This is a genomic window from Brevundimonas sp. AVps31 (assembly GCF_058681355.1).
Window position 1 is genome coordinate 452,569 of sequence record NZ_CM178736.1, and the last position, 17,384, is coordinate 469,952.

Annotated in this window: 13 protein-coding genes; 10 read left to right on the top strand and 3 right to left on the bottom strand. The window is 67.9% G+C overall.

Annotated features, from left to right (window positions below):
* Positions 1–162 precede the first annotated feature (162 nt).
* A complete protein-coding gene (locus ACW174_RS02155) occupies positions 163–4,593 on the top strand; it encodes a PAS domain S-box protein (RefSeq protein WP_492017230.1) in 4,431 nt (1,476 codons plus the stop codon).
* A gap of 15 nt (positions 4,594–4,608) precedes the next feature.
* On the opposite strand, the gene ACW174_RS02160 is transcribed toward ACW174_RS02155, so the two are convergent.
* Together ACW174_RS02160 and ACW174_RS02165 are read right to left on the bottom strand one after the other, a co-directional pair.
* On the bottom strand, positions 4,609–6,117 hold the full coding sequence (locus tag ACW174_RS02160; RefSeq protein ID WP_492016050.1) for a methyl-accepting chemotaxis protein: 1,509 nt from the start codon (positions 6,115–6,117) through the stop codon (positions 4,609–4,611).
* Between the two features lie 139 nt (positions 6,118–6,256).
* Entirely contained in the window at positions 6,257–6,745 is a 489-nt protein-coding gene (locus ACW174_RS02165) for an Lrp/AsnC family transcriptional regulator (RefSeq protein ID WP_492016051.1), read from the bottom strand.
* Between the two features lie 84 nt (positions 6,746–6,829).
* On the opposite strand from ACW174_RS02165, the gene ACW174_RS02170 reads away from it, so the two are divergent.
* The 5 genes from ACW174_RS02170 (at position 6,830) to ACW174_RS02190 (ending at position 13,865) form a co-directional block, all read left to right on the top strand.
* Positions 6,830–7,753 (top strand): EamA family transporter, encoded by a 924-nt coding sequence (locus ACW174_RS02170; RefSeq protein ID WP_492016052.1) that lies wholly within the window; start codon positions 6,830–6,832, stop codon positions 7,751–7,753.
* Positions 7,754–7,865: 112 nt separating this feature from the next.
* Positions 7,866–10,946 carry a DUF3857 domain-containing protein gene (locus ACW174_RS02175; RefSeq protein WP_492016053.1) on the top strand — a complete coding sequence of 1,027 codons (3,081 nt, stop codon included), beginning with the start codon at positions 7,866–7,868 and terminating at the stop codon, positions 10,944–10,946.
* A 58-nt stretch (positions 10,947–11,004) separates the two neighbouring features.
* Positions 11,005–12,351, top strand: coding sequence for a flagellar protein export ATPase FliI (gene fliI, locus ACW174_RS02180; RefSeq protein ID WP_492016054.1), 1,347 nt, complete (start codon positions 11,005–11,007; stop codon positions 12,349–12,351).
* A 13-nt stretch (positions 12,352–12,364) separates the two neighbouring features.
* Positions 12,365–12,775, top strand: coding sequence for a flagellar export protein FliJ (locus ACW174_RS02185; RefSeq protein WP_492016055.1), 411 nt, complete (start codon positions 12,365–12,367; stop codon positions 12,773–12,775).
* Positions 12,765–13,865, top strand: a complete 1,101-nt coding sequence (locus tag ACW174_RS02190) for an endo-1,4-beta-xylanase (protein ID WP_492016056.1) — start codon at positions 12,765–12,767, stop codon at positions 13,863–13,865. Before ACW174_RS02185 ends, ACW174_RS02190 begins: the two co-directional genes overlap by 11 nt.
* Here ACW174_RS02190 and ACW174_RS02195 read toward each other — a convergent pair.
* A complete protein-coding gene (locus tag ACW174_RS02195; protein ID WP_492016057.1) occupies positions 13,862–14,617 on the bottom strand; it encodes a competence/damage-inducible protein A in 756 nt (251 codons plus the stop codon). The two genes, ACW174_RS02190 and ACW174_RS02195, sit on opposite strands and share 4 nt — an antisense overlap.
* Positions 14,618–14,640: 23 nt before the next feature.
* Between ACW174_RS02195 and ACW174_RS02200 the strand changes: the two genes are divergently transcribed.
* The 4 genes from ACW174_RS02200 to radC all read left to right on the top strand — a co-directional run bounded on the left by ACW174_RS02200 (position 14,641) and on the right by radC (position 17,364).
* Positions 14,641–15,393, top strand: coding sequence for a DNA/RNA nuclease SfsA (locus ACW174_RS02200; protein WP_492016058.1), 753 nt, complete (start codon positions 14,641–14,643; stop codon positions 15,391–15,393).
* Between the two features lie 31 nt (positions 15,394–15,424).
* Positions 15,425–16,249, top strand: a complete 825-nt coding sequence (map, locus tag ACW174_RS02205) for a type I methionyl aminopeptidase (protein ID WP_492016059.1) — start codon at positions 15,425–15,427, stop codon at positions 16,247–16,249.
* An 83-nt stretch (positions 16,250–16,332) separates the two neighbouring features.
* Entirely contained in the window at positions 16,333–16,584 is a 252-nt protein-coding gene (locus ACW174_RS02210; RefSeq protein ID WP_492016060.1) for a hypothetical protein, read from the top strand.
* Positions 16,585–16,641: 57 nt separating this feature from the next.
* Entirely contained in the window at positions 16,642–17,364 is a 723-nt protein-coding gene (gene radC, locus ACW174_RS02215; protein ID WP_492016061.1) for a RadC family protein, read from the top strand.
* The last annotated feature ends 20 nt before the right edge of the window (positions 17,365–17,384 follow it).

Here is a 17,384-nt window from a genome sequence, read left to right on the forward strand (position 1 = left end):
TTTGCGTCGGTTCCGCATTGAACAGCGGCACGCTGGCTGAAGGGTCGGCGAGGGGGAGTGAGGCCACTGAAAAATCAGGTCGACAGCGCGTCGCACACTCCCCCTGTCGAAGCCGGAAACGGCGACGTTCGCGCGTCCGGATTCCTGAAATCGCAGGGCGAGATGGCGGATCGCATCCGCGCCCATGACTGGTCTTCGACTCCGCTCGGTCCCATCGAAAACTGGCCGCAAAGCCTGAAGACCGCGACCGGTCTTGTCGTCGCCTCCCCGGTGCCGATCGTCATGCTCTGGGGGTCCCAGGGCGTCATGATCTATAACGACGCCTATTCCATCTTCGCGGGCGGCCGCCACCCGCAGTTGCTGGGTTGCAATGTTCTGGAAGGCTGGCCCGAAGTCGCGGACTTCAACGCCAATGTCATGAAGGTGGGCCTGGCGGGCGGCACCCTCGCCTACAAGGACCAGGAACTGACCCTGCATCGGCATGGGCGGCCCGAGCAGGTGTGGATGAACCTGGACTACTGGCCTGTGCCGGGAGAGGACGGCGCTCCGGCGGGCGTGATCGCGACAGTCGTGGAGACCACCGAGCGGGTCGCGGCCGAGAGACGGCAAGCCGCGACCAACGAACGGCTTGAGATCGCCCTGTCTGCTGGACGCGGGGTCGGCACCTGGGACTGGGACGTCGCCACCGACCGTGTGGTCGCCGATGCCCGGTTCGCCGAGATTTATGGCGTGGACCCGGCCTTGGCCCGCGATGGCGCGCCGATCGCGGAGTTTTTCGCCGCCATGCATCCCGACGACGCCGAACGCGTCGGCGAGGAAGTCGCTCGCACCCTGAAGACGCACGAGCCCTTCCGATCGGAATACAGGCTGGTGCAACCTGATGGCGGTCTTCGATGGGTCGCGGCGGAGGGCCGCATCATTGCCGATGACGCTGGCAAGGCCGTCCGGTTCCCCGGCGTCACCTTCGACATCACCGAGCGGCGCGAGACCGACGCCGCGCTCGCCGAGACCGGGACACGCTATCAGGCCCTGTTCGGAGCCATCACGTCCGGCTTCTGCATCATCCAGATGAAGTTCGACGAGGCCATGCGCCCCGTCGACTACATGATCGTCGAAGGAAACCCCGCCTTCGAGGACATGACCGGCCTGCGTGACGCCAACGGCAAATGGGTGTCCGAGATCGCGCCTGGACTGGAACAGCACTGGTTCGATCTTTACGGCCGGGTCGCCCTCACCGGAGAGCCGGTCCGCTTCGAGAATCCCGCCGACATCTTCGGTCGATGGTACGATGTCGAGGCGCTGCGGATCGGCGATCCCGACGCTCACCGCGTTGCGATCCTGTTTAACAACATCACCGGGCGAAAACTGTTCGAGACGCGTCAGGCGGCGCTGATCGAGCTGGACGACGCCATCGCCTCCATCACTGACGCGACCGAAATCGGGTTCATCGCCGCACGCATACTCGGCGAGACCCTCAAGGCGTCGAGGGCGGGTTACGGCGTCATCAATGCGGACAATGAGACCATAGTCATCGATCGCGACTGGACCCGCGATGGGGCGCCCAGCGTGGCCGGCGCCCACAGCTTCCGCACCTACGGCAGCTACGTCTCGGACATTGTGGCCGGCGAGCCTGCGGTCATCACCGATGTGGAGTCCGATCCCCGGACTCGCGACGCGCCCGACGCCCTGCTGGCGTACGGAATCCGCGCCCTTCTCGATGTTCCCGTCGCCGAAAACGGCCGGGTCGTCGGCCAGATTTTTGTGCACGCGTCAGAGCCCCGGTCGTGGACGGACGGCGAGATCACATTCGTTCGCAGCTTCGCGGAACGCAGCCGGGCCGCCATGGCGCGTCGCGCGGCCGAGCAGGCGTCCAGCGAAACGGCCGACGAACTTCAAAGACTTGCCGACAGCCTGCCTCTTCTCGTCAGCTTCGTCGGCACCGATCTGCGCTACGCCTTCGCCAACAAGGCCTATGCGGACTGGTTCGATGTGGATCCTCGCAGCCTCAAGGGCCAGCGGGTTCAGGATGTGGTCGGCGATGCCGCCTGGAGCGTCATGGGTCCGGTCGTGCGGCGTGCGTTGGACGGCGAGTCGTTCGTCAGCGAACAGACCGTCGTCTATCCCCGTGTCGGCGAACGCCACGTCCGCTCCGAATTCGTGCCGCGCCTTGACGCGGACGGACAGGTCGACGGCTACTACGCGATGGTGCAGGACATCTCGGCGGAGCATGAGAACCGGCTCGCGCTTATCCGGTCCGAAGCCGAACTGCGCGACAGCGAGGCCCGCTATCGCACGCTGTTCGACACCATGGACGAAGGCTTCTGCATCATCGAGTTCTTCGACGGGCCGCACGGCCCGCTCAGCGACTACGTCCACGTCGAGGCGAACGCCGCCTACGCCGAAAACGCGGGCATCCCCAATGTGGTCGGGCAAAAGCTCCGCGAGATGGTGGGCGCCGAGGCCCAGGAGTGGATCGACCTCTACGGGGAGGTGCTTCGCACGGGCCGGCCGATCCGCTTCGAGAAGGAACTGGAGAAAACGGGTCGTTGGCTCGAACTGGCCGCCTTCCGGGTCGAACCGCCCAGCCGCAAACAGGTCGCCGTCCTCTTCAAGGATCTGACCGAGCGACGCCGGGCCGAGATGGCGCTCCGGACCAGCGAGGCCCAGTTCCGCGCCTTCTCCGAGGCTGTACCCAACCACGTCTGGGCCGGGCGGCCGAACGGCGACCTCTACTGGTTCAACAGTCAGGTCTACGCCTACACCGGTCTCGCCGAGGGCGAGCTTGACGGGCCGAACGGCTGGGCCTCGATCGTCCATCCTGAAGATCTGGCCGATGCGGCGCAGGCCTGGGCCGGGGCCCTCGCGACGGGCGAGCTCTACCACACTGAATTCCGCATCCGGCGCGCCGACGGGGCCTGGCGCTGGTTCGTCGTTCGCGCCGAGCCTGTCCGCGGTGCAGACGGTGAGGTTACGGGCTGGGTCGGGGCGAACATCGACATCGATGACATCCGTCGCCAGGCCGCGGAACTCGAAGAGGTCAACGGCCAGCTGGAAATCCTCCTGGCGGGCAGCAAGGCGGAGCGGGATCGTCTCTGGACCCTGTCCGAGGACATGCTCGCCCGCGCCGACTACGCGGGCGGCCTGGTCGCCGTGAATCCGGCCTGGACCCGAACCCTGGGCTGGTCCGAGACCGAGCTTCTGACCAATCCCTATGCCGACATCATCAACCCGGAGAACATCGGGCCGACGACGACGGCTCTGGCCGAGATGGCAGACAGCGGAAAACCCACGCGCTTCGAAAATCGCATCCTCTCGAAGGACGGCAAGTGGACGCCCATCGGCTGGACCGTCGCGCCGGAGCCGGACGGCGTACACTTCATCGCCGTCGGTCGTGACCTGACCGAGGACAAGGCGCGCGAAGCTCTGCTCGCGGAAGCCCAGGACGCCCTGCGCCAGTCCCAGAAGATGGAGGCGGTCGGCCAACTGACGGGCGGCATCGCCCACGACTTCAACAACCTTCTGGCCGGCATCTCCGGCAGTCTCGAACTGCTTCAGCGTCGGCTGCACGAGGGCCGTCTGTCAGGCGTCGAGCGCTACATCGACGCCGCACAGGGCGCGTCCCAGCGCGCCGCGGCCCTGACCCAGCGACTGCTGGCCTTCTCCCGCCGCCAGACGCTGGACCCCAAGCCGATCGCCGTGAACCGGCTGATCGGCGGCATGGAAGACCTGATCCGCCGCACCGTCGGGCCGGATATCGAAGTGGAAGTCGTCGGCGCCGCCGGTCTGTGGACCACCCGGGTGGATCCCTCACAGCTTGAGAACGCCCTGTTGAACCTGTGCATCAACGCCCGGGACGCCATGGCGCCGAACCCGGGACGGCTGACGATCGAGACCGCCAACAAATGGCTGGATGATCGGGGCGCCAGGGAACGCGACCTCACGCCGGGCCAGTATGTCTCGCTGTGCGTCACGGACACCGGTTCGGGCATTCCCCCCGATATCGTCGACAAGATTTTCGACCCCTTCTTCACCACCAAGCCGATGGGCCAGGGCACCGGTCTGGGCCTCTCCATGATCCACGGCTTCGTGCGCCAGTCGGGCGGGCAGGTCCGGGTCTATTCGGAGGCGGGCAAGGGCACGACCATGTGCCTCTACCTGCCGCGCTATACCGGTGAACTGGATGCCGCCGATCCGCTCGACCCGGTTCTGGCCGGTCATTCCGGCCATGGCGAGACGGTGCTGCTGATCGACGACGAGCCGACGGTGCGGATGCTGGCCGCCGAGGTGCTCGGCGACGCCGGCTACAAGGTGATCGAGGCCATCGACGGCCCCTCGGGCCTGCAGGTGCTGAACAGCGGGGCCCGCATCGACCTGCTGGTCACCGATGTGGGCCTGCCCGGCGGTCTGAACGGCCGGCAGGTCGCCGACGCCGCCCGCGTCCAGCGCCCCGACCTCAAGGTGCTGTTCATCACCGGCTATGCCGAGAACGCCGCCGTCGGCAACGGCCTGCTCGATGCGGGCATGGCCGTCCTGACCAAGCCCTTCGTGATGACCGACCTCATCAACAAGGTCGGCGAACTGATCGACAGCTGAGGCGCGGCGGGAGGATCAGAACTCCTCCCAGCCGTCCTCTCTCTGCGTCCCGCCGCCGCCACCGCCGCCTGCGAAGGCCACGATCCGCGCCCGCTCGCGCATCAGCGGGGCCGGCGCTCCGGGCCGCGGCTTCAAGGTGTGTACGGTCGGCGGGGCGACCATGGTCGCCCCCGTCTCGAACCGCCCGACCAATGCGGCCAGTTGCGCCGCCTCGGTCTTCAGGTTCGCCGCCGCCGCCGTGGTCTCCTCGACCATCGCGGCGTTCTGCTGGGTGACCTGATCCATCTGGTTCACAGCGGTGTTGACCTGCTGCAGACCGGTCGCCTGCTCTTGGGCCGAGGCCGAGATTTCGGACACCAGCGCGTCCATCTCCGCCACCCGCACGCCGATCGCCGACAGCGCCGAACCCGCCTCGCCGACCAGTTTGACCCCGGCCGCCACCTGGCTGGTGGAGGTTGAGATCAGGGTCTTGATCTCCTTGGCCGCCTCGGCGGACCGCTGGGCCAGCGACCGGACTTCCGACGCCACGACCGCGAAGCCGCGCCCGCTGTCCCCGGCCCTCGCCGCCTCGACGCCCGCGTTCAGCGCCAGCAGATTGGTCTGGAAGGCGATCTCGTCGATCACCCCGATGATCTCGCCGATCTGCACCGAGCTTTTCTGGATTTCGTCCATGGCGGTGATGGCGTTGCGCACCACCTCCCCGGACCGCTCCGCTTCCGAGCGGGCGCCCGCCGCCGCGGTCGACGCCTTGCGCGCGCCGTCGGCGCTACGCCGCACCGTGGCGGTGATCTCGTCCAGCGCGGCCGCCGTCTCTTCCAGGCTGGCCGCCTGCTGCTCCGTGCGTCGGGACAGGTCATCCGACGCGGTCGAGATCTCATCCGATCCGCCGCGCAGCCCCCCGACCGCCTCCAGCACCTGCGTCAGTGCGCTGCGCAGGCTGCCGACGGCGGAGTTGTAGTCCTCGCAAATCCGCTGGTGCGCCCCGGTCATCTCGCCCTCGACCTGGGTGGTCAGGTCACCCTCGGACAGACGTGACAGGCTGGACGCCAACGCTTCGACCAGGGCCGTCTGGGCCTGCTCGGCCTCGACCCGCGCGGCTTCCCGGCGGCTGTTTTCCTGCTCTTCGCGGGTGATGTCGACCGCCAGCTTGATCACCCGCACCGGCCGCCCATCGGGTCCCATGATCGGGTTGTAGGACGCCTGCAGCCAGACCTCGCGGCCGCCCTTGGCCAGTCGCCTGAACTTGCCCGCCGCGAACTGCCCCTCATTCAGCGCCCGCCAGAAGGCGCTGTATTCCGCCGACGCCGCCACGGACGGCTCCATGAAGTTGCGGTGGTGGGCGCCCCGGATCTCCTCGATCGCGTAACCCATCGTCAGCAGGAAATTCTCGTTGGCGGTGATGATGGTGCCGTCGAGGTTGAACTCGATCACCGCCTGCGATCGCCCGATTGCGGCCATCCGCCCTTCCAGCGCTTCGACCTGATCCTGTAACGCCTGCTTCTCACGACGCTGACCAGCAAACATCGTAGCCTCCCCCGGGCGAACTTTAAGATGACGCCACTTATGGCTGCATAGTTTCTCGCGGGAACTTTATGTTTCGTTGCCCCAATCTCGCGGATAAACGCGTAGCCGCCGGTTAACCTTCGATCAATATCCCGGCTGGTCAGCCACCCCGGGACAGAGCCGCGCGAGCCGGATCGAAGCCGACCACCTCGCGGATGACGATCATGCTCTGGTAGGAGCGAACGCCCTTCTCCGGCGTCATCTCGCGGATGCCGAACGCTTCATATTCCGCCATCGACCGCACCGCGACGGTCACCAGATAGTCGGTCGGCCCGGTCACGTCCCAGCACCCCTGAACCTCGGGGCTCTCCCGCATCGATTTCTGGAAGACCGTCATCACCTTCCGGTCCTGGGGGTTCATCTCGACCATCACATGCAGGAGGATTCTCGGCTCGACGCGGCCGACGTCGATCAGGGCGACATCGGCGACGATCACGCCCCCGGCGCGCAGCCGCCGCAGACGGCGCAGCACCGCCGATTCAGACAGGCCCACCGCCTCCGCCGTCACCCTCGCGGGCTCCAGATTGTTTCGGCGAACCCGCTCCAGAAGGCGATGGTCGAAACCATCCAGAGTGACGAATTCCGTCATTTTACAGCCTTCGAAGACGATTTCAGCCGAACACCAGCCTGAAATCGCCGGGAAGCGCAACCGGACTTCCGCTAGGGTTGGCCCATGTCGATCGCCATGGTCCGCCGCCAACTGTCTTCCCCCGCCGTGGCGGCAGCCCTGCCCTATGCAGCCCTCCTGCTCGGCATGGTGTCCCTGGCGGTCGGCACATCCTTCGCCAAACAGCTGTTCCCCATCGTGGGCGCCGAGGGCACGTCGGCCCTCCGCGTCGGCCTGTCCGCCTTGGTGCTGGTCGCGATCTGGCGGCCCTGGCGGTTCCGGCTGAGCCGCGCCGATGCAGGACGCGTGCTGCTTTACGGCGTCGTGCTCGGCCTGATGAATCTCAGTTTCTACATGTCGTTGCGGACCATTCCCCTGGGCCTGGCCATCGCCATCGAGTTCTCGGGCCCGCTGGTGCTGGCGCTGATCCACGCGCGGCGGCTGATCCATTTCGTCTGGATCGCCTGCGCCGTGGTCGGCCTGGGCATGCTGCTGCCGATCCGGGGCGGCGCCCAGGCGCTCGATCCGGTCGGCATCGCCTTCGCCGCGGCGGCCGGTGTCTTCTGGGCCCTCTACATCGTCTTCGGAAAGCGGCTGTCGCACATGCACGCGGGCCAGTCGGTCGCGCTGGGCATGAGCACCGCCGCCCTCGTCATCCTGCCTTTCGGCGTGGTGACTGCGGGGACCGGCCTGTTGCTGCCGTCCGTCCTGATCGTCGGCCTCTGCGTGGCGCTGGCGTCCAGCGCCCTGCCCTATTCGCTGGAGATGATCGCCCTGCGTCATATCCCCAAACGCACCTTCGGCGTCCTGCTGTCCGGCGAGCCTGCCGTCGGCGCCGTCGCGGGCCTGATCCTGCTGCACGAGAAGCTCAGCGGCCTTCAGTGGCTGGCCATCGGTTGCATCATCATCGCCTCGGTCGGCGCCATCCTGACCACGGGCCGCGAAACCGTAGCGCGCGCCACCGACGCGCCGGTGCCCGCACCCCACTGAGCCTTTGCGGCCTCACCGCCGATCCGGCGGTGAAACGTGCGGTAATCGTCACTGGTTTTTCGGTTCGTATCCGGGTTGTATCAGCGGCGCGGGTTCGGCCCGGGGGAAGTTCATGTTTTCGATATCCAAAGTCGCTTGCGCGACCGCGCTCGGGCTCGTCCTGAGCCTGTCCGGCCTCGCCCCCGACGCGCAGGCCGACGACCGGATCACAAAAGCGCCCGCGGCGGCCTGGGTCCTGCCCTCGGAGGAGCCCGCCGCGACACCCGCCGCCGCCGGCGAAGGTCTGCGCCTGCTGCTGCTGGACACCCAGCTCCACGCCGAGGCCGACCGTCAGGCCTTCTATGTCCGCACCCGCAGCGTCGCCCTGTCGCCTCAGGGACTGGTCGCCCTTGGCAATATCACCCTGACCTGGAGCCCCGGCAGTCAGGACGTCGTCGTCCACCACGTCACCCTGCTTCGCGACGGCCAGACCATCGACGTGCTGGCCTCGCAAGACTTCGAGACCCTGCGCCGCGAGGAAAACCTGGACATCGCCACGCTCGACGGTCGCCTCACCGCCGTGCTCCAGCCCTCGGGACTGCGCGTCGGCGATGTAATGGACATCGCCTACACCATCACCTCGCGCGACACCCTTCCGGGCGAGCGACTGGCCCAGTCGGTCGATCTGAACATGCCGTTGAGCATCGGTCGTCAGCGCGTCCGCGCCAGCTGGCCCAGCACCATGAATGTCACCGTCCGCGCCGCGAACAATTGGATGTCCGTGCCTGTCCGGCGGTCCGGCGGCTACACCAGCTTCGACATCGTCCGCGACAACACCCAGCCCATCCTCGTGCCCGACGACGTGCCGGGACGCCTGCAATCCATCAACCTGATCGACCTCAGCGCCTATCGCGACTGGGCCGAGGTCGCCGCCGTCCTGCAGCCCCTCTATGCCCAGTCCCGTCGGCTGGAAGCGGACTCGCCGCTCCAGGCCGAGATCGCCCGCATCCGCGCGCTGTCCGACGATCCCGCCGTCCAGGCCGCCGCCGCCCTGCGTCTGGTGCAGGAGCAGATCCGCTACGTTGCGCTGCTGATGGACGAAGGCGCCCTGAAGCCCGCGACGGCGGACGACACCTGGCGCCGTCGGTTCGGCGACTGCAAGGCCAAGACCGCCCTGCTGCTCGCCCTGCTGGACGGGCTGGGCATCTCGGCCGATCCCGCCGCGGTCAGCATCATGCAGGGCGACATGGTCGGAAGCCGCCTTCCCACCCTCGGCGCCTTCGACCACGTCATCGTCCGGGCCTCCGTCGGCGGCAAGGTCTACTGGCTGGACGGCACCCGCATGGGCGACCGGGGGCTGGAAGACATTTCCGTCCCGCCGTTCCGCTGGGCCCTGCCCCTGCTGGCCACGGGCGCCGAGCTTGAACCGCTCGACGTCGCGCCGCTGAGCTCCCCCCAGACCGAGACCCTGCTCGTCCTCGACGCCAGCGCAGGTCAGCACGCCCCGGCGGCCGTCACCGGATCGGTGGTCATGCGCGGCGAGGCCGCCACCGCCCTGAATGGCCAGCTCGGTCTCATCACCCCGGCCCAGCGCGATCAGGGCCTGCGCGCCCTGTGGGCCGGGATAATCGATCTGACGACCACCGACGAGATCGGCTCGACCTATGACGCGGAGGCCAACGTCCTGACCCTGACGGCCAGGGGCACGACGACGCTCGACTGGTCCGGCGAGGGCCTCATCCCGCCGGGCGCGACCTATGCCCCGATCGCTGTGACCGAACGCACCGCCGGTCCGTTCCACGACGCCCCGTTCGCACTCGTCCATCCGGTCTTCAACCGACAGCTTGTGATCGTCCGCCTGCCCGACGGCGGACGCGGCTTCCGCGTCTCTGGCGGCCAGTTCGATCGCACCGAACTGGGCTATCACATGAGCCGCAGCCTGAGGATCGATGGAGAGACCGCCACGATTGAGGTGCTGGTCCGCAGTCTGGTCCCCGAGATCACCGCCGCCGAGGCCGAGACCGGACGTCTGGCCTCGAACACCCGGCCCGCCGACTATCCCCGCATCATCGCGCCCACCGGCTACCGCCTGACCGACGCAGATCAGGCCGCCCTTTCCGCCGACATCCCGACGACCGAAAGCGGCTGGCTGGACCGCGCCTACGCCCTGTCCCGCGCGGGCGACAACCCGGGCGCGCTCGACGCCGCCGAACAGGCCGTCCTTCTGGCCCCCGACAGCGCCGCCGCCTTCGCCAACCGCGGGGTTTACAAGTTCTGGGCCGGAGATCGCGAAGGCGCCGAGGTCGATCTGAACAGGGCCGTCGAGCTGGACCCGTCCGAGCGCATTGCCATGAACGGCAACGCCCTGCTTGCGAATGCGGAAGGTCGTTACCAGGACGTGGTCATCGAGATGTCGCGCGCCCTGCGTCAGGTCCCGGCGGATACCTTCGCCCTCAACCTGCGCGGCCGCGCCTATCTGGCGCAGGGCCAGTATGATCGCGCGCTGCGCGACATCGACGCCCTGATCGCCGCCGCGCCCAGCGCCGTCGCCAGCAAGCTGCTCCGTCTCACCATTCTAGGGGTCGCGGAACGCGAGCCGGAGCTGAACAGCGCCTTGACCGACATCCTCCAGCAGCATCCCGATGATCCCCGTGTCGTCGGGACCGTCGCCGCCTACCGTCTGCAGCAGGACAACGCCCAGGAGTCCTGGGATATTCTGGATGGCTTGATCCGCAGGCAGCCGCAACCCGATCCGGAACTGCTCATTCAGCGCGCCGAAGCGGCGATCAAGCTTGACCGCATCGACGACGCCATCGCGGACTTCGCTCTTGTTCGCGCCGCCTCTCCGGACGACCCCGGCACGCTGAACGGCCTGTGCTGGACCGCTGCGCTGGCGGGAATCATGCTGGACCAGGCCCTGCGGGACTGCGACGCCGCCCTGACGCTCGCGCCCGGCTCGTCCGCCATTCTCGACAGCAAGGCCCGCGTGCTCCTGCAACAGGGCAAAGCGGCCGAGGCGCTCGAAATATACGACGCCGCATTGACCAAGACCCCGGACCTGCCCGCCTCGCTCTACGGACGCGGCCTGGCCCGCATCGCGCTGGGGCGGACCGAGGAAGGCGAAGCCGACAAGGCTGCCGCGATCGCGCTTTACGCGGGCTCTGCCGAAGCCTTCGAGAACTATGCACCGGTGGCGGAGGCCGCTCGTCCCTGATCTTCACCTCCGATTAACCACGATCCCGCATCCGTTGAGCTCTGTTCAGGGGCTCTGTTTGCGCAATCTCGCCGCCGCCGTCGAAGCGATCGACCCGCTGGTCGTGACCGGCAAGGTCGCCGGCGTCAGCGGCCTGCTGATCGAGTCGCGCGGCGGGCTCAGCCGTCTCGCCGTCGGCGCCCGCGCCGAAATCGCGCGCGGCCGTGGCCTGACGCCCCTGCCGGCCGAGGTCGTCGGCTTCCGCGACGCCAAGGCCCTGCTGATGCCCTTCGGCCCGGTCGAGGGCGTGGCCCCCGGCGCCGACATCCGCATCATCGATCAGGCCGCCAGCGTCCGCCCGACCACCGCCTGGCTGGGCCGCATCATCGACGCCTTCGGCCAGCCCATCGACGGCAAGGGGCCCCTGCCCCAAGGCCCCGCCGCCTATCCCCTTCGGGCGCCTCCGCCGCCGGCCCACTCGCGCGGTCGCGTTGGCGAGCGGCTGGATCTCGGCGTCCGCTCGATGGACGTCTTCACCACCACCTGCCGCGGCCAGCGTCTGGGCATCTTCGCCGGGTCCGGCGTCGGCAAGTCGGTGCTCCTGTCCATGCTGGCCAAACAGGCGACCTGCGACGTCGTCGTGGTCGGTCTGATCGGTGAACGGGGCCGCGAAGTCCGCGAGTTCGTCGAGGAGACCCTGGGCGAGGAAGGCCTGCGCCGCGCCGTCGTCGTCGTCGCCACCTCGGATGAACCGGCGCTCAAGCGGCGTCAGTCCGCCTATATGACGATGGCGATCTCGGAGTATTTCCGGGATCAGGACCTCGAGGTCCTGTGCCTGATGGACTCGGTCACCCGCTTCGCCATGGCCCAGCGCGAGATCGGCCTCGCCGCCGGCGAGCCGCCGACGACCAAGGGCTATACGCCCACCGTCTTCACCGAACTGCCCAAACTTCTGGAGCGGGCCGGTCCCGGCCCGGTGCGTCCCGACGGCACCACGGCCGGTCCGATCACCGCCCTGTTTACGGTGCTGGTGGACGGCGGCGACCATGACGAGCCCATCGCCGACGCCGTGCGCGGTATCCTCGACGGCCACATCGTCATGGATCGCAAGATCGCCGAGCGCGGCCGCTTCCCGGCTATCGACGTGCTGAAGTCCGTCAGCCGGACCCTGCCCGGCTGCCAGACCCCGCCCGAGCGCGAGCTGAACAAGCGCGCCCGCCAGTGCCTGTCGGCCTATGCGAACATGGAAGAGCTGATCAAGATCGGCGCCTATCGCACCGGGGCCGACCCCATCGTTGACCGCGCCATCGCGCTCAATCCCGCCCTCGAAGGGTTTCTGGGTCAGGACAAGGACGATCACACGTCTCTTTCCGATTCATTTACCCGCCTCGAGGCAATCCTGAACCAAGGCATGATCAGCCAGTGACCGGAGTGAACAAATGACCGCCTGGGCTCAATCGCTGATCCGAATCTCGAACTACGAGGTCGAGACCCTTCAGAAGCGCCTCGCCGAGATCACCGCCCGTCGCGCCTCCGCCGAGATGCGCCTGGCCGTCCTCGACGCCGAAGCCGAGGTTGAGCAGGAACGCGCCCGTCAGGACGCCGAGGCCGGCATGCTGCTGCGGGCCTATCTGAACGGCTGGAAACTGCGGAAATCCGCCGCGGAGACCGACGTGGTCGAGATCGACGCCGAGGAAGTCGGCGCCCGCGACGCCCTGACCGGGGCCTTCGAGGAACTGAAGAAGTTCGAGCACGTGGCCGAGACCACCCGCCTCAACGCCATGCTCGCCGCCGGCAAGCGCGAAACCGCCGCCTTCGACGAAATGGGCCTGCGTCGGCGTGCCGGCTGATCTGTCCAGCCTGAGCCGACGGACCCTCCTCGGCTCCAGTCTGGCGCTCGCCGCCTGCGATCGTTTCGCGGCGGCCGAGTCCGCGCCCGGCCCGGAGCCGGTCCCGCTGAAATCCATCGCGCCCTGCCCCTTCGGCACGACCGGCATGACCGGCCAGCTGGATCAGGCCTTCTGGGTCGAACAGACCCTGCGCCACGCCTCCCAGCTGACGCCCGAATGGGAGCTCAAGATGGAGCGCACCCTCGGCGCCAACTTCGCCTACGACTTCAGCGCCGCTGACCGGGTCGTCGACTTCGCCCACGGCAATGGCCTGCGCGTCCACGGCCACACCCTGATCTGGTACTCCCAAGGCGGAGAGGTCTTCAACGCCTCGGTCCCGCGCGACCGGTTCGTGGCCGAGTTCGACCGCTATATCGCCACCGCCGTCGGACGGTATCGCGGAAAGATGGTCGGCTGGGACGTGGTCAATGAGCCCGTCTCCGAGGACGGCTCCGGCCTGCGCGACTGCCACTGGTCCGAAGCACTCGGCGTCGAGGGCTATATGGTCCGCGCCTTCCAGCAGGCGAAAGCCGCCGATCCCGACGCGATCCTTTTCCTCAACGAGTACAATCTCGAGAACATCCCGGCCAAGGGCACGACCTTCCTCAAGCTGGTCGAGACGCTGCTGAAGCTGGGAGCCCCCATCGGCGGCATCGGCACGCAGTCGCACCTGAACATCGAAATCCCGGCCGGGAACATCACGAACTTCTTCCGGGACGCCGCCTCGCTGGGCCTGCCGATCCACGTCTCCGAACTGGACTTCTCGCTCAAGCGCGACGGCGGTCATATGCCCGACCTGCGCTCGCTCGCCGACAAGCGCGCCCAGCAGGTCGCCCGCGTCGGTGAACTGGCCGAAGCCTTCATGGCCCTGCCCGAAAGCCAGCGTTACGCCTTCACCACCTGGGGCCTGCGCGACAGCGACAGCTGGCTGCTCCGCATCGAGGGCAAGAACAACCCGGACGACAGCCCTCTGCTGCTCGACAACGCCGGCCGCGCCAATCCGGCGTATCAGGCGGTGGTCGACGCGTTCACGGGGCGGGCGGGCGCCTAGACTTCCGCCGCCACAATCCCCGCCGCCGTCAGCGCGGCCATCAGCCCTTCGACCGCCGCTTCCACCTTCGCCGCGTCCCGGCCGCGCACGACCAGGTTGGTCCCGATCTCTCCGACCGAGCCATGGCCGAACGGATAGCTGCCGAAGCTGACCTCGCGCTCGGCCTTCGCCGCCGCCGTCAGGATGTCGGCGATCGCGCCCTCGCCCACGCCGCTGACCCGCACCGTGCGCGACAGCACCACCGCCCCGGTGCGCAGACGCGGAGCCACATCCTCCAGCATCGCCGTCATGATCTTCGGCACGCCCGCCATCACGAAGACATTGCCGATCTGGAAACCCGGCGCGTCCGTCACCGGATTGGCGATCAGGCTTCCTCCCTTCGGCACGCGCGCCATCCGCCGTCGCGCCGCGTTGAACTCGCCGGGCCCATAGCGCTTCTCCAGGATCGCCACCGCGTCCGGATGCTCGGGCAGGGCCACGCCGAACGCCCGGGCCACAGCATCGGCGGTGATGTCGTCGTGCGTCGGCCCGATCCCGCCGGTGGTGAAGACATAGTCATGCGCCGACCGCAGGGCGTTCAGATTGTCGACGATCTGCTCGGTCCGGTCCCCGACCGTCCGCGCCTCCCTGAGGTCGATCCGCAGCGCCGTCAGGAAGCGGGCGATGGTGTTCAGGTTCGTATCCTGCGTCCGGCCGGACAGGACTTCGTCGCCGATGATCAGGACGGCGGCGGTGGGGGATGCGTCGGTCATGCCTGCAAGCTAGAGACTGCGCCATGCGCTTCAAGTCTGGTCTCGAACATGGAACCCTGATCCGTCGCTACAAGCGGTTTCTCGCCGACGTGTCGCTGGCGGATGGGTCGGAGACCACCATCCACGTGCCCAACCCCGGCGCCATGCTGGGCCTGACCGAGCCCGGCCTGCCGGTCTGGATGTCCCGTTCGCCGGATCCCAAGCGAAAGCTGCCGCTGACGCTGGAAATGATCGACCTGCCCGGCGCCGGACTGGTCGGGGTCAACACCATGAACCCCAACCGCATCGGCGAGGCCGCCATTGCTGACGGCCTGATCCCCGAATTGGCGGGCTATCCCGTCCTGCGGCGCGAGGTCCGCTATGACGGGAACAGCCGGATCGACATCCTTCTGCAGGAGTCTACCGCCCCTCATGAAGAGGGCGGCGACGGGTGGGCAGAGCTTGCGCCGTCGCGCCCCTCCGCCTGGGTCGAGATCAAGAACGTTCACTTCAGCCGCACGCCCGGCCTCGCCGAGTTTCCGGACTGCCGCAGCGAGCGGGCCGTCAAGCATCTGAAGGCGCTGGAGCGGGTCGTGGACGCCGGCGACCGCGCGGTCATGCTGTTCGTGCTTCAGCGCATGGACTGCACCGCCTTCACCACCGCCGACGACATCGACAAGGCCTACGGCCCCGCCCTGCGCGAGGCCGCCTCCCACGGGGTTGAGGTTTTGTGCTACAGTTGCCACCTGACGCCCGAAGCGATCCGGCTGGATCGCGCCTTGCCCTGGCGGCCCTGATTTCAACAAGGGCCGCGCCGAAAGACGACGCATGTACGAGACCCCTGAACTGGACACCGACCACTTCGTCCGCACTCACGAGATCCGCGTCCATCAGGACGAGGAAGCCTGGGAAGGCATGCGCGCCGCGGGCAATCTGGTCGCCCGCGCCCTGGACATGATCACCGAGCACGTCGTGCCGGGCGTCGCCACGGGCCGTCTGGACGACCTGATCCGCGAGTTCACCCTCGACAACGGCGGCCTGCCCGCCTGCCTCGGCTACAAGGGCTACGAGAAGACGGTCTGCACCTCGATCAACCACGTCGTCTGCCACGGCATCCCGGGCGAGAAGACGCTGAAGGACGGGGATATCGTCAACATCGACCACACCGTCATCGTCGACGGCTGGCATGGCGATTCCAGCCGCATGTTCGCGGTCGGCAATGTGAACGCCCGCGCGAAGAAGCTGATCGACGTCACCTACGACTCCCTCGAGGCCGGTCTGGCGATGATCAAGCCGGGCGCCACCTTCGGCGACATCGGCTATGCGATCCAGCAGGTGGTCGAGGCCCAGCGTATGTCCGTCGTCCGCGACTTCTGCGGCCACGGCATCGGCCGCATCTTCCACGACAGCCCCAACGTCCTGCACTACGGCCGCCGCGGCGAGGGCGCGACGCTGAAGAAGGGCATGTTCTTCACGGTCGAGCCCATGGTCAATCTGGGCAAGCCGCATGTGAAGGTTCTGTCCGACGGCTGGACCGCCGTCACCCGCGACAAGTCCCTGTCCTCGCAGTGCGAGCACACCATCGGGGTGACCGACGACGGTTGCGAACTGTTCAGCGCCAGCCCCGCCGGGCTGTTCCGCCCGAAGTTCTGACCCGGGCGAAAAGCGCTCCCGGGGGAACAACCTTCAATAATCGCCGTTTTTCCTTCGGCTCGGAGGGCCAACAGGAGAGGTCGATGTTGAAGATTTTCGTGCTTGGAATGGCGATCGCAGCCGCCCCCGTCATCATGCCCGCCCCGGCCGCCGTGGCCTATGATCCCTGCCAGCGCGCGACCAATGCGTACCGGCAGGCCGTCGCGGAGCGCGACGCCTATTGCGAGGCGAACCGGGTGAACCGCTATCTCTGCCTGACGCCGGGCACGCGCGGCCAGCGCCTTCACCAGCGCGTGGTCAACACGCGCGAAGCCATGGCGGACGCCTGTCGCTGACGCGACCATAGATTGAGCGCCCGGACATCTTGAGGCAGTCTGGCGGCTGGAGACGCCATGCCGCCGGAGCCGCCCCTGAGCCCGCCCCACCACGCCGGTCATCGCGAGCGGCTGCGCGACCGCGCCCGGGGCGCCGGCATCCATCATCTGCCCGACTACGAACTGCTCGAACTCTTTCTGTTCCGTAGTCAGCCGCAAGGTGACGTCAAACCGGTCGCCAAGGCTCTCCTGGCCCGCTTCGGTTCGCTCGCGGCCGTCCTCGCCGCCTCGGTGGAGGACCTGATGACGGTCAAGGCCGAGGACACCCGAGGCAGGCTGAAGGGCGTCGGCGCCGAGACCGCCCTGGATCTCGCCGCCCTGCACGAAGTCGCCCGGCGCGTCGCCAAGGAGGAGGCCGGCAAGCGCACGGTCATCTCCTCCTGGACCGCCCTGGTCGCCTACGTCCGCCTGTCGCTCCAGCATGAGCCCCGCGAACAGTTCCGCGTCCTCTACCTCGACAACCGCAACCAGCTGATCCTCGACGAGATCCAGAACCGGGGCACGGTCGACCACGCGCCGGTCTATCCCCGCGAGGTCGTGCGCCGGGCGCTGGAGCTGTCGGCCAAGTCGATGATCATCGTCCACAACCACCCCTCCGGCGACCCGACGCCCTCGCGCGCCGACATCGACATGACGCGTCAGGTCGTGGAAGCTGCCCGCGCGCTAGGCCTCTCGGTCCACGACCACCTGGTCGTCGGGCGGGACGGCGTGGCCAGTTTCAAACAGTTGGGGTTGATGTAACCCTCGCTGCCGGTTTTGAG